Annotated in this window: 22 protein-coding genes; 6 read left to right on the top strand and 16 right to left on the bottom strand. The window is 35.9% G+C overall.

All coding sequences use genetic code 11. The features are described 5' to 3' along the window. Window positions 1-63: 63 nt before the first annotated feature. Window positions 64-1,386 (bottom strand): MFS transporter, encoded by a 1,323-nt coding sequence (locus ACXY7N_RS24410; RefSeq protein WP_098486269.1) that lies wholly within the window; start codon window positions 1,384-1,386, stop codon window positions 64-66. A 370-nt stretch (window positions 1,387-1,756) separates the two neighbouring features. On the opposite strand from ACXY7N_RS24410, the gene ACXY7N_RS24415 reads away from it, so the two are divergent. Continuing rightward, window positions 1,757-2,440: a type 1 glutamine amidotransferase domain-containing protein gene (locus ACXY7N_RS24415; RefSeq protein ID WP_488592651.1), complete on the top strand. Its 684-nt coding sequence runs from the start codon at window positions 1,757-1,759 to the stop codon at window positions 2,438-2,440. A gap of 47 nt (window positions 2,441-2,487) precedes the next feature. Here ACXY7N_RS24415 and ACXY7N_RS24420 read toward each other — a convergent pair whose 3' ends face one another. The 6 genes from ACXY7N_RS24420 to ACXY7N_RS24445 all read right to left on the bottom strand — a co-directional run bounded on the left by ACXY7N_RS24420 (window position 2,488) and on the right by ACXY7N_RS24445 (window position 7,718). Further along, entirely contained in the window at window positions 2,488-3,126 is a 639-nt protein-coding gene (locus tag ACXY7N_RS24420) for a TetR/AcrR family transcriptional regulator (RefSeq protein WP_016135403.1), read from the bottom strand. Between the two features lie 161 nt (window positions 3,127-3,287). Next, window positions 3,288-3,950, bottom strand: coding sequence for a type 1 glutamine amidotransferase domain-containing protein (locus tag ACXY7N_RS24425; protein ID WP_088084385.1), 663 nt, complete (start codon window positions 3,948-3,950; stop codon window positions 3,288-3,290). A 163-nt stretch (window positions 3,951-4,113) separates the two neighbouring features. Further along, window positions 4,114-4,401, bottom strand: coding sequence for a hypothetical protein (locus ACXY7N_RS24430; RefSeq protein ID WP_088084386.1), 288 nt, complete (start codon window positions 4,399-4,401; stop codon window positions 4,114-4,116). Between the two features lie 291 nt (window positions 4,402-4,692). Next, window positions 4,693-4,917, bottom strand: coding sequence for a spore germination transcription factor GerE (gerE, locus tag ACXY7N_RS24435; RefSeq protein WP_000659484.1), 225 nt, complete (start codon window positions 4,915-4,917; stop codon window positions 4,693-4,695). A gap of 165 nt (window positions 4,918-5,082) precedes the next feature. Beyond that, the gene (locus tag ACXY7N_RS24440; RefSeq protein ID WP_088084388.1) at window positions 5,083-6,378 is read right to left on the bottom strand and encodes a purine/pyrimidine permease; all 1,296 of its coding nucleotides are present in this window, start codon (window positions 6,376-6,378) and stop codon (window positions 5,083-5,085) included. Between the two features lie 98 nt (window positions 6,379-6,476). Then, window positions 6,477-7,718, bottom strand: coding sequence for an amidohydrolase family protein (locus tag ACXY7N_RS24445; RefSeq protein WP_088084389.1), 1,242 nt, complete (start codon window positions 7,716-7,718; stop codon window positions 6,477-6,479). Between the two features lie 335 nt (window positions 7,719-8,053). Here ACXY7N_RS24445 and ACXY7N_RS24450 point away from each other — a divergent pair, with 335 nt between their 5' ends. After that, complete coding sequence (locus ACXY7N_RS24450; RefSeq protein WP_000044337.1) at window positions 8,054-8,239, top strand: PspC domain-containing protein; 186 nt, start codon at window positions 8,054-8,056, stop codon at window positions 8,237-8,239. 71 nt (window positions 8,240-8,310) lie between these two features. Here ACXY7N_RS24450 and ACXY7N_RS24455 read toward each other — a convergent pair whose 3' ends face one another. Further along, the gene (locus ACXY7N_RS24455; RefSeq protein ID WP_016086073.1) at window positions 8,311-8,883 is read right to left on the bottom strand and encodes a helix-turn-helix domain-containing protein; all 573 of its coding nucleotides are present in this window, start codon (window positions 8,881-8,883) and stop codon (window positions 8,311-8,313) included. A 100-nt stretch (window positions 8,884-8,983) separates the two neighbouring features. Here ACXY7N_RS24455 and ACXY7N_RS24460 point away from each other — a divergent pair, with 100 nt between their 5' ends. Together ACXY7N_RS24460 and ACXY7N_RS24465 are read left to right on the top strand one after the other, a co-directional pair. After that, window positions 8,984-9,949, top strand: a complete 966-nt coding sequence (locus ACXY7N_RS24460; RefSeq protein ID WP_016086072.1) for a DMT family transporter — start codon at window positions 8,984-8,986, stop codon at window positions 9,947-9,949. Window positions 9,950-10,092: 143 nt separating this feature from the next. Then, the gene (locus ACXY7N_RS24465) at window positions 10,093-10,758 is read left to right on the top strand and encodes an aquaporin (protein WP_000913207.1); all 666 of its coding nucleotides are present in this window, start codon (window positions 10,093-10,095) and stop codon (window positions 10,756-10,758) included. A 58-nt stretch (window positions 10,759-10,816) separates the two neighbouring features. Here the strand turns inward: ACXY7N_RS24465 and ACXY7N_RS24470 are convergent, their stop codons facing one another. The 3 genes from ACXY7N_RS24470 to ACXY7N_RS24480 all read right to left on the bottom strand — a co-directional run bounded on the left by ACXY7N_RS24470 (window position 10,817) and on the right by ACXY7N_RS24480 (window position 13,474). Next, window positions 10,817-11,248: an Rrf2 family transcriptional regulator gene (locus ACXY7N_RS24470; protein WP_000512998.1), complete on the bottom strand. Its 432-nt coding sequence runs from the start codon at window positions 11,246-11,248 to the stop codon at window positions 10,817-10,819. A 118-nt stretch (window positions 11,249-11,366) separates the two neighbouring features. Next, window positions 11,367-12,587: an ABC transporter permease gene (locus ACXY7N_RS24475; protein ID WP_016086071.1), complete on the bottom strand. Its 1,221-nt coding sequence runs from the start codon at window positions 12,585-12,587 to the stop codon at window positions 11,367-11,369. A 2-nt stretch (window positions 12,588-12,589) separates the two neighbouring features. Beyond that, the gene (locus tag ACXY7N_RS24480; RefSeq protein ID WP_116349182.1) at window positions 12,590-13,474 is read right to left on the bottom strand and encodes an ABC transporter ATP-binding protein; all 885 of its coding nucleotides are present in this window, start codon (window positions 13,472-13,474) and stop codon (window positions 12,590-12,592) included. Window positions 13,475-13,816: 342 nt separating this feature from the next. Here ACXY7N_RS24480 and ACXY7N_RS24485 point away from each other — a divergent pair, with 342 nt between their 5' ends. Beyond that, window positions 13,817-14,644 (top strand): 5'-nucleotidase, lipoprotein e(P4) family, encoded by an 828-nt coding sequence (locus ACXY7N_RS24485; protein WP_016135407.1) that lies wholly within the window; start codon window positions 13,817-13,819, stop codon window positions 14,642-14,644. A 24-nt stretch (window positions 14,645-14,668) separates the two neighbouring features. Here ACXY7N_RS24485 and motB read toward each other — a convergent pair whose 3' ends face one another. Continuing rightward, window positions 14,669-15,457: a flagellar motor protein MotB gene (motB, locus tag ACXY7N_RS24490; protein WP_001256734.1), complete on the bottom strand. Its 789-nt coding sequence runs from the start codon at window positions 15,455-15,457 to the stop codon at window positions 14,669-14,671. Then, a complete protein-coding gene (gene motA / locus ACXY7N_RS24495) occupies window positions 15,447-16,241 on the bottom strand; it encodes a flagellar motor stator protein MotA (protein WP_000344857.1) in 795 nt (264 codons plus the stop codon). The genes motB and motA overlap by 11 nt, the downstream gene beginning before the upstream one ends. Window positions 16,242-16,505: 264 nt before the next feature. On the opposite strand from motA, the gene ACXY7N_RS24500 reads away from it, so the two are divergent. Further along, a complete protein-coding gene (locus ACXY7N_RS24500; RefSeq protein WP_488592653.1) occupies window positions 16,506-17,285 on the top strand; it encodes a M15 family metallopeptidase in 780 nt (259 codons plus the stop codon). 36 nt (window positions 17,286-17,321) lie between these two features. Here ACXY7N_RS24500 and ACXY7N_RS24505 read toward each other — a convergent pair whose 3' ends face one another. From ACXY7N_RS24505 to sdhA, 3 genes are all read right to left on the bottom strand, one after another. Further along, window positions 17,322-17,768, bottom strand: a complete 447-nt coding sequence (locus ACXY7N_RS24505; protein ID WP_016086067.1) for an acyl-CoA thioesterase — start codon at window positions 17,766-17,768, stop codon at window positions 17,322-17,324. Between the two features lie 92 nt (window positions 17,769-17,860). Then, window positions 17,861-18,622 (bottom strand): succinate dehydrogenase iron-sulfur subunit, encoded by a 762-nt coding sequence (sdhB, locus tag ACXY7N_RS24510; protein WP_016086066.1) that lies wholly within the window; start codon window positions 18,620-18,622, stop codon window positions 17,861-17,863. Next, window positions 18,615-20,408, bottom strand: a complete 1,794-nt coding sequence (gene sdhA / locus ACXY7N_RS24515) for a succinate dehydrogenase flavoprotein subunit (RefSeq protein ID WP_016086065.1) — start codon at window positions 20,406-20,408, stop codon at window positions 18,615-18,617. The genes sdhB and sdhA overlap by 8 nt, the downstream gene beginning before the upstream one ends. Window position 20,409 lies beyond the last annotated feature (1 nt).

Genomic DNA, 20,409 nt, shown 5'->3' on the forward strand with positions numbered 1-20,409 from the left:
AGACAGAAAAATAACCGACCCTCTATTTGAAAGTCGGTTTCTTCTATATAAAATACGTATTCATTACACCACTTTTCTCTGAATAGAAGACATTCCTATTAATAAGAAGAAATGAGCAAAAATTAAAACGACGATTAAAATAAAATTCAAACGATAACTATTTGTAGACTCCATAATTTTGCTTGCTACAGCTGGTCCGAATGCCATACCGAAAAAGTTAATTAAATTATACAATCCAAGGCCAACTCCAACTTTAGAAGGATTCAATGTTTTCGGTATAAATGTATTTAATGAAACTTGAATTGCTGAATAACTTATAAACGTAAAAACAACCGCTAATACAATATAAAGTAAACTTCCGCTTGGAATAAGTCCTAAAATTAAAAAGCCCACTATCATAACAACAGACGCTACATAAATCATATTCACATTCCCAAATGAAGGGACAATTTTCCCTGTAATAAAACTTGACGCAATACCAAAGAGAGAGGCAATAAATAGCGTAATTCCAATAACAAATGGAGATAATCCATACTCTCTTCCTAACAACAGCGGTAATAGTAACAAACTAGCACATAACGCCACATTAATGATGAAACCGACTGTTATTAAGCGCAGAAATGGTTTGTTCGTAAACAACTCGATATCAATAAATGGATGCTCTGCGTTCTTCATACGAACCGTGAATAAAAATAAGAAAACAACAGATAACACAAATAGCCAACTATTAATATTTACACCTAATAAAACTGTCGTAATGAATACAAATAACAACACCGCTCCAATGTAATCAAAATGAAACGCTTCTTCCGTATACTGCGCTTCTTCCGGCATAAATTTGATAAGCAAGAAAATCCCAACCACTGAAATAACCATAAATAAAAATAAATACGGCCACCCTAACGTATTTGTAATTGCACCACCAACTAAAGGGCCGATACCAACCGCTAATGCAATAGAAGAACTAATCATCGCTAACGCACCTGGTTTTTCAGCAGGAGCAACTAATTTTGCAACTGCAATCATACTAAGCGCAATAAATGCAGCTCCACCACTCGCTTGCACTAATCTTGCAAAAATGACAATCCCATAAGATTGATTTACAAACCCAATAATAGAACCAACTACAAATATGATAATGGAAATAATTAATAATTTTTTTACACTGTAACGATCCGCCAGTTTCCCATATATCATCGAACCAATACCGACAACTAAGGAATAACCTACTACAACCCAACTTACTTTCGATTGACTAATGGATAAATCATGAGCAATATCCTCTAACGCTACATTAAATAACACCGCATTCATCGGTCCTAATAAAACGATAAAACATAATGTGAAAACAAACCATTTTGAATGATTACTTATATCTTTCCCCATGTGTAACACCTCTCCTGATTGTAGTAATTGTAAATGAAAAATAAATTTGTTTAGCTCCTCTATCACCACTAAACAACTTCATCAAATGTATAAATTTATCGCGCGACAAACTGAATTCGAAACGTAACATGTATGTTGTTCGACATTCATGGAACTATCATAGTTTCAGCATTACAATTTGTCAACGAAAAATATACAAAGTAAACTAATTTAGCTTTTTTAGTTTACTTTGTATAGAAATTGTTATACACTAATTTCGAATCCGCTATAAGGAGGACTGACATGGTTATTCAAATTTGCAATTTCTAACTTAATAAAATTAAGCAAATAAAGAACTTTTATATAGAAGAAACATTACAGGAGGATTATGATGAAGAAGAAAATGTTAGTTGTATTAACAAGCGTAGAAAAATATCCAAATTTAAATCGAGCTACTGGGCTTTGGATTGGTGAAGCTGTCCATTTCTTTAAAAAAGTTGAAGAAGCTGGTTACGAAGTAGATTATGTCAGCCCACAAGGTGGTTATACACCGATTGATCCGCATAGTTTAGCAATGGCGGAGAGCATCGATTGGGAATGGTATCAAAAGAAAGAATTTATGAATCGTCTCGGTTCTACAATGAAACCGAGTGAAGTGAATCCAGAAGACTACGCTGTTATTTATTACGCAGGCGGTCACGGTGTAATTTGGGACTTCCCAGAAAATAAAGAACTTCAAATGATTAGCCGCAACATTTATGAAAATGGAGGAATTGTTTCTTCTGTTTGTCACGGAGCTGCTGGTTTATTTCACATCACATTAAGTAACGGAGAACGTTTAATTAGCGGTAAAAAAGTAACAGGATTCTCAAATGAAGAAGAAATACTAGCTGAATTGGATCAATTTGTTCCATTTTTAACAGAAGATGAACTCATTAAAAATGGAGGACTTTACCAAAAAGCTGCACAGCCTTGGGAAGCTTATGCTGTAGAAGATAATCGTGTTATCACTGGTCAAAACCCAGCTTCAGGTGGTCCAGTAGCTGAATTAGTATTACAGCACGTGAAAAAATAACATATAAAAAAAGCAGGTTTCCATTAGTATAGGAAAACCTGCTTTTTTTACGAAATCATTTGCAAAATAGCAATAACTTCTTTTTCAATTTCAGAATCATCAATTGCTTCTATATACTCTGGTTTAAAAAGTTGATACTTCTTTAATTGATAAAAATCCAGTATCGCTTTCTTTAACGTAATATCGTACTGAATACAAAAAGAATGTTCTATAATACGTCTTAACATCACATCATCTTGTACCATAAATAATTGTGCGTTCATTTTATTAAAGTAGCCCTGTTCCATACCCGCTTCAAAAAACATTTGTAAATTCTGATTACGATTTTGTTGTGCAGCGACTAGCTGATCAGATAAGTGCGGATATGCCTCTTTCAAATCTTGTAAAAAAACATCAGAAATATATGTCACACATTTTAAAGAGTGGATAAACGTCTTTTGGAAACGTTCTGCAAAAGACATACTTTCATCTTGATTATCCGCATCACCTTCAAGAAGGTAGTTCATAAAATCTTCTACCACCGCTTCAATAATCTCATCTTTCGAAGAAAAACGTTTATATAAAGTGGCCTTACTAATATCCATATATTTCGCAATTTCATCTATTTTCAATTGGCTAAAACTCGTTTTTCGAATAACGGGCTTTATTTTATTAATATAAGTGTTTGCACACGCAACTTTTCTCATTAAAAGAGCCTCCCCTTTTGTCCATACAAAATAGTATAGCAAATTCACGATTAATTATAAATGAAGTCATTATACTTAATATATCTTTTTAGTTTAAGAGGATTCTCCATTTACACTATAGAAAAAATGCCCGCTACCTGTATTAGTAGCGAGCATTTTTTCTATAATTTATTTACAGCTCTTCTTATAGCTTTCCCTATTTCCACACTAGACTGCGGATTTTGCCCTGTAATCAAACGCCCATCTACTACCACGTGTGGCGTAAAATTAGGAGCAACATAAAACAAAGCTCCTTCTTCTTTCAATTTACTTTCTAATAAAAAAGGAACTCGCTTTTCTAAATGTACAGCTTTTTCTTCAGCATTTGTATAACCTGTTATACGCTTACCCGCACTAAAAAACGAGCCATCCTTATTCTTCACACCGACTAAGGAGCTTACTCCGTGACAAACAGCCGCTACAATCCGGTTATTATTGTACATATTCTCAATCAAATTTGCTACATATGGATTACCCGGAAAATCTACAATCGCCCCGTGCCCACCACCAAATAAAACCGCATCATAATCCGAAAAATGAACAATTGAAATTGACTTCGTATTTTGCAATAAAGAAGCGACACGCTTAAATTCACGAGGTATACCATTCGGAATAGACACTCTATCAATAGGTACTCTACCGCCCTTTATCGACACAATATCAACATCAAAATTAGCTTTTTCAAATAAATTATAAGGAGCTGCGAGCTCTTCAAGCCACAAACCAGTCGGGTGTCCATTCATATCATGTGCACTTGTTGAAACTAACAATACCCTTTTCAACATATCCCCTCCTTACTACCTATTTATGTATGGAGTGTTCTTATCATTCTTATAGCACATGAAACGGACAGAAAAATAGCCAACTCCTTGTATAAAAGTTAGCTTTCTTCCTTATCACTTGAGCATACCAAGAAACTCAACCTACTACATACGCATGCTATAGTTCTTATCTCCAACGCCACGCAACCGTTGCTTCCTCCATATGAATAGCAGGTATATCAATCCCTAAATGCCGCCGATCATCCTCATCAAAAATAGACCAATTGTCTTCATCTAAAAATTCAGGGTCTATGCTTTCAAAATCAAATACACTATCTTCGTCTACCATTTCACGAAAATATTTTTGGAGCGGTTTACTATTCTCGTATAAACGAATTGTTCCATACATCCATGGCATATCTCCAAAAACATCTTTAATTTCACCTATCTCCATATCCTTAAAATACAATTTCATATTTGCACCTTCTTATTCACGAATGATAATGATATCTATCTTGAATACCTTATCACGTTATAAAACTGTTATTTTCAACGCTTTTTCAAACATTTTACCGAACTCATTATATGGTACCTGATTTTTTTCCAATTCTAAATATGTACTGCCAGATAAGTTTTCACAAAACCGCGTAATAAAGAATCCTTCCTTTATTAAACATCTCTTCTCTTCTAGAGTCTGAGATACCTTCTCCATTTCAAATGCAAACAGAAAAATAGCCGACTCCTCGTATAAAAGTCGGCTTTCTTTTTATAGTTCGAGCTCTCCCATGCGAAGAAGCTCAACAACTGCTTGTGAACGTCCTTTAACTCCTAGCTTTTGCATTGCGTTTGATATGTGATTGCGTACTGTTTTTTCACTGATAAAAAGTTCACCTGCAATTTCCTTCGTTGTTTTATCTTGAACCAGTAATTCAAATACTTCTCTTTCTCTCTTTGTGAGTAACGGTTTAGATTGATACGCTTTTTCCTTCAACTGGTATAACCCTCCTTGCTTAAGCCAGAGCCGTGTATGTGTAAGTTGGGTGTTTATTTAGTCAAGATATTGTATGAACGAAATGTGCAGGTGGTGAATGAAAATGGGCTTTATTTCACATGTTATTTTAGACTTTTATACAGTGCAGATACTCTTTGTATCCACTCACTTTTCAATACGCCACATTTGTTCTAGTAATATGCTAACAACTGTACCTACGAACAATCCATTTCCGAATATATATTGCATAACAGAAGGCAAAGATTGGAGTGCTCCAGACGGTAAAAACATAACACCGCTTCCAAATAATACAGCAACTCCTAAAATCGTTACATTCCTTTCGCTCATTGGCACTTGTTTTATATTATGAAATCCAATTCCAATTAGCTGTACGAACGAAGCCATTAAAACCGCAGAGGCGACCGCGGATGGTAAAGATGCTAAGTAACGAATAATACTCGGAAACAGCGACATTACGACTAGTAACATACATGCCAGTAAGAACGATCGTATATACTTTTGTTTCGTTAAACGTATAAATCCTGCCGTTGCTGGTAACGGCACGACACCTACAGTTGAAAATACAGAAGAAATGATATGCGAAACCCCACCAACCCAGGTACCATTCTTCAACTGCTTCTGTTCAATAGTCCCTTTTTGAATGGTAGCTTGATTAATCGCTATAATAGCTGCCACTGTATTTGAAACTAAAATACATACCATAACGAAACTTGATACAGCCATACCTGTATTCCATTTTGGAAGTCCCCAAGCAAATATATGTGGAAGTTGCACAAAATGATTTACTTGAGATGGAATCGTCACTTTTCCTGCAATGAGAAAAAGAATCCACCCGCTAATTAATCCTATTAAAACTGCGTAACTTTTGACAAAACCTTTTCCAAAATTAGATAGTATAATAACGAACAAAAATATACTAAACGCAATTAATGCTGTAAATCCATCAATTTGAGAAACAGTAGCAGTAATTCCTAGCATCCCTTTTAAAAATACACCGCTTAATTGTAAACATAATAAAAGTAAAAACGTCCCTGTCACAAGAGGCGTAAATAAAAATAAAATACGTCCGATAAAACCAGTGACTCCTAATCCTACTAAAACAACACCGGAAATTATCATGCCTAATTCTAAAATTTGCAACGTACTATGTAATTGATCTTGCCCGACAGTTGCATAAGCAAGCACGGTAAATACTCCAACCCAAGATCCAGCTGGTCCATCCGCAATTGGCAGTCTATGTCCAAGCCACCCTTGTAAAAAAGAAGATATACCAACTACAAAAAATGTACGCTGCATTAAATAAAATATTTCTTCCGTCGTAAGATGAAATAATCCGCCAACGACAATTGGTAGTGCGATTGAATTCGCTAATAAAAATATAAACCATTGCAAAGTTCCCATAATATGATTTTGGTTATGTTGATTGTCCAAATTCTTCATCCCTTCTAACTTCCTTATAAGAAATATATTGTAAGCATAAAAAAGAAGAGTTTTACACTCACAATTAGAACCCTCCTCAAAACATTCAAACGATTCTTTTACACAAGATTATTTAATTCCACCTCATTTAAACTTCCAACAACAATATTTCCTTTATGCACAACTAAACGCTTCTCTGTTTGACGCGCTACCGCTTCAGCAGTACATGTTGCATTCGTCAAAACAAAACTCGCTTCATCTCCTACATTCGGCCATGCTCGCTTCCCTTCATTGTTTAACGTTTCTTTTCCACCCGTAATAAAGCGAAGGGCTTTTCCTAAAGACCTTTCGTCACTCCATCCGAAACGCTCTGCTAATCGATTTGCCTTTTGCAGCATATCACCTGTCCCAAACGGTGACCAATGATCTGTAATACTATCATTTCCTAATGAAACTTTCACACCTTTTTTATCTAATAACGGAATCGGGATTACTTGTTTCCCAATTGGCACCGTTGAAGTAATATCAATGTTTAAAGCAGCTAGTCTTTCTGCCACTTCTTCAGCTTCTTTATCCACAACACCACCAAGTCCAAGCGCATGACTAATTGTGACGCGACCTTGCCATCCCGCTTCTTCTGTTAGACTTGCCAATCTCTTCATTGTAAACGTTCCAAGATTATTTGCATCGTGCAGATGAATATCAACATCCGCATTAAATTCTACTGCAATATCCATAATTGTATGTAATGATTTTTCAATATCATTATCCACTGTAGCTGGATCCACTCCGCCGACTAGATGCGCCCCCATACGCATCGCATCTTTCACAAGTTGTACAGAATTACTGCGCAATAATCCATGTTGCGGAAAAGCAACGATTCTACCAGAAACCTGATTTTTATATGTTTCCAACGCGGCTAACGTCGCCTCCAAATTACCAAGTCCAATAATCGGATCAACATTACAATGCGTTCTAATATTCGTTGCACCATTTCGAAGCAATAACGCTAGCATATTTTCCGCTCTATCTTGAGCAGTTGCTAATTGCTTCGGCAGAATTTTTTCTTCTTCATGAAAACGTGTAAAAATATTCTCTGCTGGCATACAAGCTTTCCAAGGGCCACTATAATACGTCTTATCAATATGAATATGCATCTCTTCGAAAGCGGGCAAAATCAATAAACGATTGGCATCAAGAATGAGTACCCCTTCCTCTTGAACAGCCCCTGCTATCATTCTTTTAATTCGTCCATCTTCAATGAGTAAACTACATAACTCTGTTTCTGTTTGGGAAATTCTCCCCTCTTCATATGTATATCCCGATTCAAGCATTACATTAGTTAACCAATATACTGTCATCTCTCTATTCCCCCACCCTTTATTAGAAATCACCTCATCACTATAAGTTTAATATCCACTGAAAATTAAGACAATTATTACGACTGTTCCCTAAAAAAAATGTAATACAACCACATAGCCTTCTCATAAATTTCCATATAGAATAGAAGTATATAGTTTGCTATAAAGTGAAACTTTGATCAGCGGGGGGGGTTCCTCCCCCCCGCTGATCATTAGTTAAACCAATCGGGCTTTTACGGGCAGTTAATCCCCACCTAACTTCTTTGCTTTCGCTGAATTTTTAGGTGGAGGTCTTACTGCCCGTTAAAGCGAGATAAAAAGGAGTGGATTAGAAGATGTCAAAAAGATTGTGTAAATCCGAAACTGATAAAATGCTATTCGGTATATGTGGTGGTTTAGGAGAATATTTTGATATTAGCTCTACACTCATTCGCATACTTTGGGTCATTGCTGTTTTATGTTTTGGGACGGGTTTTTTAGTTTATTTTATTTGTTTATTACTCATGCCACGCTCTTACTAATAACCTTCTTTCATATATTTGAGCATAGCATATGAAAAAATCCCCTATAGATTTTTCTATAGGGGATTTTTTCATGAAGAATATTTCATCGTTAAATGTAATACTGCTACTTCATCTTCTTCATTTCTATAACTATGTTTCTTGTTCGCTTCAAATTGAATAGAGTCAAACTCATTTAATTCGTATACATCATTCTCAACTTGAATAGATACTTTCCCTTTCATTACCGTTACAAGCTCAATAGCACCTTCATGATGAGCTTCTGGTTCATATATACTATTCGATCTTAAACAAGCACGGTGCATTTCCATCCCCGTTTCTTTCGTATAACGGAACATCGTTTCTAAATGCCATGTTTGTCCTACATCTACTGCAAATCCTTCTCCGCAGCGCGCAACAGCTACAGGTTCTCCAACAACCATCAATCTCGATAAAGGAATCGATAACCCTTTCGTTATTTTCCAAATGACAGCTAACGTTGGGTTCGTTTCGCCTCTTTCAATCTTTCCTAATGTTAATTTACTAACTCCTGTTTTTTGGGCTAATTCTTCTAAACTTAATTTTTGTTCATTTCGAATTTGTCTTAATAGCTGACCTACTTGCTGAATGACTTCTTTCGTTTGCATATCTTCATGTTCTTTCATCTATAAAACCACCTTAAAGTATAAAATAGTTTACTTTTATCATTTTTAAGTATATTATACTATACATAATCATCAAATTCCGAAAGGAGTGCTATACTTCATGCGCGCAATTTTATTAGGCCTTTTATCATCAGCCTTTTTTTCCGCAACCTTTATTATTAATCGAGCGATGAATGTATCTGGAACGAGCTGGGCTTGGACAGCTTCCTTCCGTTTTTTATTTGCTCTCCCTATTTTATTCCTTATCGTTTTATTTCGCAAAAACTTAAGGGGGTTATGGGAAGAATTAAAGAAACATCCATTGGCGTGGATCGGATGGGGTTCCGTTGCAGGTATTGGTTTCTATTCCTTATTAAGTTTTGCAGCTGTCTTTTCTCCAGCGTGGCTCGTTGCTGGAACTTGGCAAGTTACGATCTTAGCAGGTCTACTACTATCACCATTATTTTTCGTTAAAATAGAAACAAAATCAGGTACAAAACTTGTACGCGGGAAAATTCCACTTCGTAGTTTATATGTTGCATTATTTATTTTACTTGGTGTAATTTGTATGCAAGCGACTGCAGCAGGTCATATTACAATGACTCAGTTTATTTCAGGCTTTTTACCTGTCGTGTTAGCTGCTTTCTTATATCCATTCGGTAACCGAAAAATGATGGAACTTGTTGGCGGGCGTCTTGATACGTTCCAACGTGTATTAGGAATGGCAATCGGAAGTCTCCCTATTACTATTTTACTTGGCATATATGGATTTTCTACTACTGGAATTCCAACATCAAACCAAATGCTGCAAGGGTTTTTGTTAGCATTATGTTCCGGCGTGATTGCAACGATGACATTTTTCTTTGCTACTGACCTAGCAAAAGATAACCTCGCTCTACTTGGAGCTGTTGAAGCAACGCAAGCTGGAACGATGGTCTTTACCGTGCTTGGCGAAATTGTTTTCTTGAATGGTTCATTTCCTGGTGGGATTTCCCTACTTGGAATGATTATTATTATGTTGGGAATGGTTGCAAATAGCATTTTAAATCGATCTGTTCCAATCGTTAAACAGAAAAAAACAGCATAAAAAAAGAGTATGGTTCTTTGTTATAGAACCATACTCTTTTTTATTGTCCCCCTATTTCGCCTTATCAGAATAGTATTTCATTAGCTGATTATACTAAAACCTATGTTATAATACGTTTCATGCGCAATAATAGGAGGTAAATTATGTTAAAAAAAGCAATCGCTGAGTTTATTGGTACATTTGTACTTGTATTATTCGGAACTGGAGTAGCTGTCATTGGCGGCGGAATTGAAGGAATTGGAACATTAGGAATCGCTATGGCTTTCGGTCTATCTATTGTGGCTATGGCATATAGCATCGGAACAATTTCTGGATGTCACATTAACCCAGCGGTATCAGTAGCTATGTTCATCAACAAAAGAATGAACGCTATGGAACTTTGTTATTATGTATTAGCTCAAGTTTTAGGTGGTTTATTAGGAACTGCAACATTGGTGACAATTTTACAATCTGCTAAAACACCTTTAGATAATTTAGGACAAAATGGTTTTGGAACTCTTGGTTTATCTGGAGCATTTCTAGTTGAATTTATTTTAACTTTCGTATTCGTATTAGTTATCGTTGCTGTAACAGGTAAAAAAGGAAGCTCTTCTCTAGCGGGATTAGTAATTGGTTTCACATTAGTTTTAGTTCACTTATTAGGTATTCCGTTAACAGGAACTTCCGTTAACCCTGCTCGTAGTATCGCACCAGCTTTATTTGCTGGCGGAGAAGCACTTTCTCAACTATGGGTATTCATCGTTGCACCAATTCTTGGTGGTATCGTAGCAGCTATCGTAGGTAAATTTATTTTAAATACTGAAAAATAGAATCTTCAATATTTCTGAATAAAAAAAGGCGAGCCCTCATTATGAGGATGCTCGCTTTTTACTCTTTCATTTTAGACTTTAAGTTTGTAACTAATTGATCTACCGTTACATTTGCAAGTACGTTTTCCATCGCTTCTTGCGCTTGCATTAAAATAATTTCTAATACCGATTGAATATTAGCTCCTACTGGACATTCAATGTTGGGATTTTCATGGAAGGAAAATAGCTGTCCTTCTTCTACAACTTCCACTGCTTTATATACATCAAGTAATGTAATTTCTTCTAAATCACGAGCAAGTGTCGTACCACCTTTACCAGCTTGTACATCAACAAGTCCTGCTCTCTTCAACATTCCTGTAATGCGACGAATCACAACCGGATTTGTATTCACACTACCAGCAATCCATTCAGAGGTACAGCGAGAGTTTCGATCTATCGCAAGTAACGTTAACATATGCACACCTACTGTAAAACGACTACTAATTCCCATCTGCACACCCTCCTTTGCATTCATTCTATTAAAAGACGACTCTTATTATTATATACTATTTTTAATTTATACATAAAGAAAAAGCATGATTTCAATAGGAAATCATGCTTTTCTCTCATTATTGACGCTTTATGAATTTCGCTAAATCTTTAAATTTCACTTTGTCTGAGTAATTCATTACGCCGTTTACGTAAATACGGCTTGTAATCATATTAACAATAACGATAGTCACCAATAAAATTAATAACGTTACACATACCTCTACAACTCCCGCCTCACCAGCTACAAGTCTTGAAAAGGTAACCATAGGTGTAAAGAATGGAATATATGAACTAACTACAGCTAATGTACTATTTGGATCAAATAATGATTTAAGACTAATAAAAAATGCTGCCATACCTAGCATTGTAATTGGGAACGAAAGAGATTGCACATCCTCAATTTTTGATACAACAGCCCCAACCGCTGCATATAGCATCGCATATAGTAAGTAGCCCGTGACAAAATATACAAAGAACATACTAATCACTACAGCATCCAATTTAGAAAAGTCTAGTGTGAGCCCTATTAAAGATGCGTTATCTAAATCTACCCACCCTAATAAATACGGTACAATAAAACCGAAGGAAGCAGTAATAAGTAATAGTAAAGCACTAGAAACAATTGCTAAAATTTTAGCATGTAGCATTGTTAATGGTTTTACTTTCGGAAGCATTAACTCCATAACGCGAGATGATTTTTCAGATGCTACCGTAGTTCCAATTGCACCACCAAAGATAATAATAAACATATATAAAGCAAACGAGAAAACATAACCAATTCCAAAGGAAGAAGCATGATCTTTTACTGCCTCTTGCTTTAACGGGATTTCCATCTGTAACTGTTTTGCTACTTCGGCAGATACATTATTTTTTTCAATCATTACCGCTGTATACTGTTCTTTTAAATAACTTGCCATAAGTGTAGCCGTTGATTGGCTCGGAAAACCACTATACATATACGTCACTTCTGGAATACCATTCTTTTCTGTAATACGGAATAGACCGTCTAAATCCCCATCTTCCACTTGCTTACGTAACGCCTTAAATTTATCCTTATTTTCTACAGTTACTTTAGCAGACGGAAGTAACTTTGTTACATCACTTTCTTGCACTTTATAAGTATCACTTTCAGTTACTACAGCAATTTTATCTTTTCCTTTATCGTTATCAGCAGTGAAATGATTAAATGCAAAAAGCCCAAACACAACTAGAAATAAAATCGCACTCGTAATTAATGATTTTTTAGATAAAAACGCTTCCCTGAAATAAAATGAAAATACATGAGAAAATTTACGCATCTTTATTTCGCCCTCTCTACAAAGATTTCATTTAACGTCGGCTCTAACATTTTAAATTGTCGTAAGGTAACACCTTGTTCTTGCAATTGTTGTAAAATCTTTAGAGCTTCTGCATCATCTTGTACTTGCATATAAAGAAGGCCTTGTTGTTTTTCATACGATACATGTATAGCTTCTAATCCCCTCACATTCTCTTCTGTATCTTCAATCGTTAAATTACGGAAACCGTATTCTTTTTTAATATCACTTAACTGGCCTTTTACGACTGCTTCGCCTTTTTTCAAAATACATACATGTTGGCAAAAAGCCTCTACTTGTTCCATACGATGACTAGATAAAATAATTGTCTTTCCGCTCTGTACTTGTTCTTCAATAATGCTAGCTAACATCCCAGCATTAACTGGATCCAATCCACTGAATGGTTCATCTAAAATGAGAAGTTCAGGATTATGAAGAAGAGCAGCAATTAATTGAATTTTTTGCTGGTTCCCTTTCGAAAGCTCTCCTGCCGTTTTAAATTTATATTCCGGTATTGCTAATCGATCTAACCAGTGATCAATAGCAAGATCTACTTCTTTCTTCGTCATGCCTTCTAATCTACCAAAATATCGCAACTGGTCTATTACTCTACTTTTTGTATATAAACCTCTTTCTTCTGGTAAATATCCAATCGTTACCCCACTAGTCCCAAATGTTTTTCCATCCCATGTAATAGAGCCTTCATTAGGCGTTAATAATCCGAGAAGCATTTTGATTGTCGTTGTTTTCCCTGCACCATTTCGTCCAAGTAATCCTAGCACTTCACCTTTTGGTAACGAAATTTGCAAACCATTAACTGCCTTTGATTCCCCAAATAGTTTCGTTAAGTTTTGAATTTGTAAACTCAAAGTATAAAGCCTCCCCTTTAGTATCATTCATACTCTCTTTCAAAGACTATGTTTATTCAGGATAAAATATAGCACTACACTTCATCCTCTTATATGTAACACCACTCTCAATCCATCATTTGTTCTATTTAGTTAAAATTGTAAATAATAAAGTGCTTTTTGTCAATTATAATTGTCATTACGACAATAAAACTTGTCAAAATAACTGTTATTATTTTTCTCATCTTTCTAATATAGGACATACTACTATATATACAAAAGACAATATGCAAATGTTCATAAAAAAATTTTATATTTTAATATATAATATAAGATGATTTTCTAACATCAAGGAGGATACATATGAAGATGAAGAGGGGTATCACCACTTTATTATCTGTAGCGGTTCTATCTACATCACTTGTAGCATGTTCAGGAACACCAGAGAAAACAGTGGCAAAAGAAGAAAAAGTAAAATTAACAGAACAACAATTAATGGCTGATTTATGGTATCAAACAGCTGGTGAAACGAAAGCACTTTATTACCAAGGATACAACATTGGTCAATTGAAGCTTGATGCAGCTCTTGCAAAAGGGACAGAGAAAAAGCCTGCTATCGTACTTGATTTAGACGAAACTGTTTTAGACAACAGCCCTCATCAAGCAATGAGCGTAAAAACAGGCAAAGGCTATCCTTACAAATGGGATGATTGGATTAATAAGGCTGAAGCTGAAGCCCTTCCAGGCGCAATTGATTTCTTAAAATATACGGAGTCTAAAGGTGTAGATATTTATTACATCTCAAATCGTAAAACGAACCAACTAGATGCAACAATTAAAAATCTTGAGCGTGTAGGTGCTCCTCAAGCAACGAAAGAACATATATTACTACAAGATCCGAAAGAAAAGGGAAAAGAAAAACGCCGTGAACTCGTTTCTCAAACCCATGATATCGTCTTATTCTTCGGTGATAACTTATCTGATTTCACAGGTTTTGATGGGAAATCTGTAAAAGATCGCAATCAAGCAGTAGCAGATTCAAAAGCACAATTTGGTGAGAAATTTATTATTTTCCCTAATCCAATGTATGGCGATTGGGAAGGCGCGTTATATGATTATGATTTCAAAAAATCAGATGCAGAAAAAGATAAAATCCGTCGTGACAACTTAAAATCATTCGATGCAAAATAAAGAGGATGGCATTCGCCATCCTCTTTATTTTACTTTCTCTGTTAAAGGCAAGATAAACACTTCCACACGTCTATTCTTTGCCTTTCCTTCTTGTGTATCGTTTGGAGCAATCGAACGGTATTCTCCGTAACCAATCGCACTAAATTTTTCTGGTTGTAATTCTTTATTTTGCAGTAATACTTGCATAAAATTAACTGCCCGCTGCGTACTTAATTCCCAATTCGACGCAAACTGCGCATTGGCAATAGGGACATTATCTGTATGACCGGATACTGTAATTTCACGAGGTGACGCTGAAACAAGTAAGCTAGACATCTCTTTTGCAATCCCTAAAGATTCTAATTTCACATCTGCTTTCCCCGAATCAAACAGTATATTTTCTAATATTGTCACCATTAATCCCTTTTCAGTTAATTTAGTTTGAAAAGAAGAGGATAATTGTTTTTCATTAATATATTGATCAATCTTTTTTTGTAATGCTTTCAATTCATCCATCTCTTTTTTTTCTTTGGCTCTAGCTTCTTCTTGTTTTTTTGCTTGTTCTGCCTCAAGGCTACTTGCTGATAATTCTTTTTCATCATTTGGCTTTTGATCACTTAAAAATTCTTTGTTACCTGTTCCCCCAGCTAATTCACTTCGAAAAGCAACTGCCATCTGTTTAAACTTCGCAGCATCTATACTACTCATTGCGAATAAAACGATAAACAATGCAAATAACAACGTTAACATATCAGAATATGGAATTAACCACGTTTCATCGATATGCTCATCATGTTTTTTCTTTTTGCCTCTTCTATTTTTCTTACTCCGCATTTTTTTCTGCTCCTTTTTCTAGCTTTTTACGCTCAGTTGCAGAAAGTGCACCTAAAATACGGTTTTTCATAATAAACGGATATGTACCTTCTTGTAACATTAATAAACAATCAATAATTAAACGTTTTTTCTCGATTTCAGCTGCAGATTTTTGTTTTAACTTATTTGCAAATGGATGCCATAATACATAACCTGAAAAAATACCAAAAATCGTTGCAATAAATGCACCTGAAATAGCATGTCCTAACTTTTCAATATCTGTTAAATTACCAAGTGCAGCTACAAGACCGATAACAGCACCTAAAACACCTAATGTCGGTGCATACGTACCAGCTTGAGAAAAAATTGCTGCTCCTTTTGCATGCCTTTCTTCAATTGCTTCTAATTCAGCTTCTAAAATCTGTTCTAAATCTTCTGCAGATACGCCATCAATCACAAATTTCATACCACGCAAAAGAAATTCATCTTGAATTTTGTCTAATTGTTGCTCTAAAGACAAAATACCGTATTTTCTACTTTCAGATGTCCAATGAACAAACAATTCTAGCAACTGTTCATAACTTAAATCCTTTTTATTTGAACCAAAAAGAACTTTAAATAATTTTGGAACTCTTTTTAGTTGATTCATCGGAAATGCGATACATACTGCAGCAAATGTACCGATAAAAATAATTAATGCTGCGGCAGGATTCAATAAGGCTGTTACGTCAGCGCCCTTGACGACCATCCCTACTACCACTGCTACAAATCCTAAAATAAGTCCAATAATTGTTGCAAAATCCATTCCCATTCACTCCTAGTCTATACAAGAAGTTCTTTATTCTCGATAATCGCTACATCTTCTTATGTATATATATTACATAAAAAATTCATTTCATGAAAGATAAGAAATGAATTAAATGAAAAAATACTACAATTTCACACATTTTCTGACATTTTCTTTGCATTTCTATTACGTTACGACTCTTATATTTCTTTTTCAACAAACTAGACTTATAATAAAAGCAATACATATTTTATTAAGAAAGGACTGTGATTACAAGGCATCATGAAAAAAATAATAATTATTTCTGCCACTACTATTGTAATCGGTATCGCTTCTTTCGCATACTTTGGTTCTAAATCACCACTACAAAATGAGGCGAAAGCTGTCGAAAGTCAAAAACATAGTAATCACCAAAAAGAAGAGATCCCTGCTTTTCCAAAAGCTGATCATAATGCAAAAAAACTAGACAACGACTTTTCTGTTGTAACAAATCCCGAATCTAATCTTGTCTTAGTTAATAAACACCGAAAACTACCAGATGGATACACACCTGAAGACTTAACAAGACCAAACGTACCATTTACTAGTCCAAAAGATAAAGAAAAAACGTTACTGCGCAAAGATGCTGCAAATGCGCTTGAGGATATGTTTGTAGCGGCAAAGAAAGAAGGACTTGAACTTACAGCTGTATCTGGTTATCGTTCATACAAACGCCAAAAATCATTACATGATACATACGTTAGACGTCAAGGAAAAGCTGAAGCTGATTCAGTAAGTGCCATTCCTGGTACTAGTGAGCATCAAACTGGTTTAGCAATGGATATTAGTTCAAAATCTGCTAAATTCCAATTAGAGCCTATTTTTGGAGAGACAGCCGAAGGGAAATGGGTTGCAGAACATGCTCATGAATTCGGCTTTGTCATTCGTTACTTAGAAGATAAAACAGAAACAACAGAATATGCATATGAACCGTGGCATTTGCGCTACGTTGGAAATCCATACGCTACATACATATATAAACATCATTTAACATTAGAAGAAGCAATGGAAGACAAAAAATAAGAGAGCAAATTGCTCTCTTATTTTTCTTTCACTCTATTATTGTAGTAATTTTTTCTTCCACTCTTCAGGCCACGGTTCGCCTCTTCCCGTTTTTTTCGATGCTTGAACCATCATTCCACGACCAACTAAACAAACTTCTCCTTTTGCATTTTTCACCATATAATGCAAATCTAAAGAAGAATTCCCAACCGATCCCGCTTTTACATACACCTTCAACTGTTCATCAAAATATATTTGCTTCATAAAATTACATTGTAAATCTGCAACAACGATCATCGTTTCTGAAGATTCATGCGTCCACTCTTGCATAAACCCAAGTTCTTTAAACAACGCAATACGCGCTTCTTCAAAATAAGTAAAGGCAACGACATTATTTACATGCCCAAACATATCTACTTCACCAAAACGAACTTTTACAGGGTTGTAAAATGAAAAACCACTTTCCCATTGTTCAAAGTCTTCAATATAAGAAATCCTCTTCATGGTTCCCTCTCCTTTTCGCCCTTAAAATAAACAGAATAAACAGAAAAATAAAGTTATAAATATTGCCTCTTCAACATGAAGAGGCATATTTATTAATAGTTATTGTCGCTACCAAAGAAATCTTTGAACGATTGAATTGTTGTATCACGGTTTAATGCCGCAATTGAAGTTGTTAATGGAATACCCTTTGGACATGATTGCACACAGTTTTGAGAGTTACCACAGTTTGCAAGTCCTCCATCTCCCATAATTGCACGTAAGCGATCTGCTTTATGCATTTCACCCGTTGGATGTGAGTTGAATAAACGAGCTTGTGATAACGGTGCTGGTCCAATAAAGTCAGATTTACTATTTACGTTTGGACATGATTCTAAGCATACGCCACATGTCATACATTTTGAAAGCTCATACGCCCATTGACGTTTCTTCTCAGGCATTCTTGGTCCTGGTCCTAAGTCATACGTGCCATCAATTGGAATCCAAGCTTTAACGCGTTTTAACGCATTAAACATACGGCTACGGTCAACTTGTAAGTCACGTACAACCGGGAATGTCTTCATCGGCTTTAAGCGAATTGGTTGTTCTAACTGGTCAATAAGAGCTGTACATGATTGACGTGGCTTTCCGTTAATCACCATCGAACAAGCACCACATACTTCTTCTAAACAGTTCATATCCCATGCAATCGGAGTCGTCTGGTTTCCTTTTGCATCAACAGGATTACGACGAATTTCCATCAGTGCCGAAATAATGTTCATATTTGGACGATATGGAATTTCAAACTCTTGGTCAAACTCTTGTGCATCTGGTCCATCTTGTCTCGTAATGATGAGGCGGATTGTTTTCTCAGACATGTTGCTTATCCCCCTTCTCTTCACCCTTAGCAGCTACATCATGTTTTGAAGAATAATCACGTTTACGTGGTTTAATTAATGAAACGTCAACGTCTTCGTAATGGAATGCTGGTGCATTTCCTTCTCCTTCAAATTTTGCCATCGTAGTTTTTAAGAAGTTTGCATCATCACGATTTGGGAATTCAGGTTTGTAATGCGCCCCGCGGCTCTCATTACGGTTATATGCGCCAATTGTAATAACACGTGCTAACTCAAACATATTTGCAAGTTGACGTGTAAATGAAGCACCTTGGTTACTCCATCTTGCTGTATCGTTAATGTTAATGCGTTTGTAACGTGCCATTAACTCTTCGATTTTCGCATCAGTTTCTAGTAACTTTTTATTTTCACGAACTACTGTAACGTTATCTGTCATCCATTCTCCAAGCTCTTTATGAAGAACATACGCATTTTCGTTACCATCCATCGTTAAAATATTGTTAAATTTCTCTGTTTCGATTAATTCATTTTGCTCATATACAGTAGATGAAACAGCATCTGATGATTTAGAAAGACCTTTCATATATTCAATTGCGTTTGGTCCTGCTACCATACCACCGTAAATTGCTGATAATAGTGAGTTTGCACCAAGGCGGTTTCCACCGTGCATAGAATAATCACACTCACCTGCTGCAAATAAACCTGGAATACTCGTCATTTGCTTATAGTCAACCCATAGTCCGCCCATTGAATAGTGAACAGCTGGGAAGATTTTCATTGGTAGTTTACGAGGATCGTCACCTGTAAATTTCTCATAGATTTCAATGATTCCACCAAGTTTAATATCTAGTTCTTTCGGATCTTTATGAGAAAGATCTAAGTACACCATGTTTTCACCGTTAATACCTAGTTTTTGCTCTACGCAAACATCAAAGATTTCACGCGTTGCGATATCACGAGGTACAAGGTTTCCGTAAGCTGGATATTTTTCTTCTAAGAAGTACCATGGTTTACCATCTTTATATGTCCAAACACGTCCACCTTCACCACGTGCAGATTCACTCATAAGACGTAATTTATCGTCTCCTGGAATTGCCGTTGGGTGAATTTGAATGAACTCACCATTTGCATAATAAGCGCCTTGTTGATATACAGCCGACGCTGCTGTACCTGTATTAATAATGGAGTTTGTTGATTTTCCGAAGATGATACCAGGGCCCCCTGTTGCCATAATCACGGCATCAGCTTGGAAACTTTTAATCTCCATAGTTTGTAAGTCTTGTGCAACGATTCCTCGGCACACACCTTCATCATCAACAACAGCTCGTAAGAAATCCCAACCTTCATATTTCGTTACAAGTCCTGCTACTTCGTGACGACGTACTTGCTCATCTAATGCGTAAAGTAATTGCTGTCCAGTTGTTGCACCAGCAAATGCTGTACGGTGATGTTGCGTTCCACCAAATCGACGGAAATCAAGAAGTCCTTCTTCCGTACGGTTGAACATAACACCCATACGGTCCATTAAATGAATGATACCAGGTGCTGCTTCACACATTGCTTTAACTGGTGGTTGGTTCGCTAAGAAGTCCCCACCATAAATTGTATCGTCAAAGTGGATCCATGGAGAATCCCCTTCACCTTTCGTATTTACGGCACCGTTAATTCCGCCCTGAGCACATACAGAATGTGAACGTTTTACTGGTACTAAAGAAAACAGTTCAACATTTACTCCTGCTTCTGCCGCTTTAATCGTTGCCATTAAGCCAGCCAAGCCACCGCCGACTACTATAAGTTTCCCTTTCATG

Source organism: Bacillus sp. 5w2 (assembly GCF_054353775.1).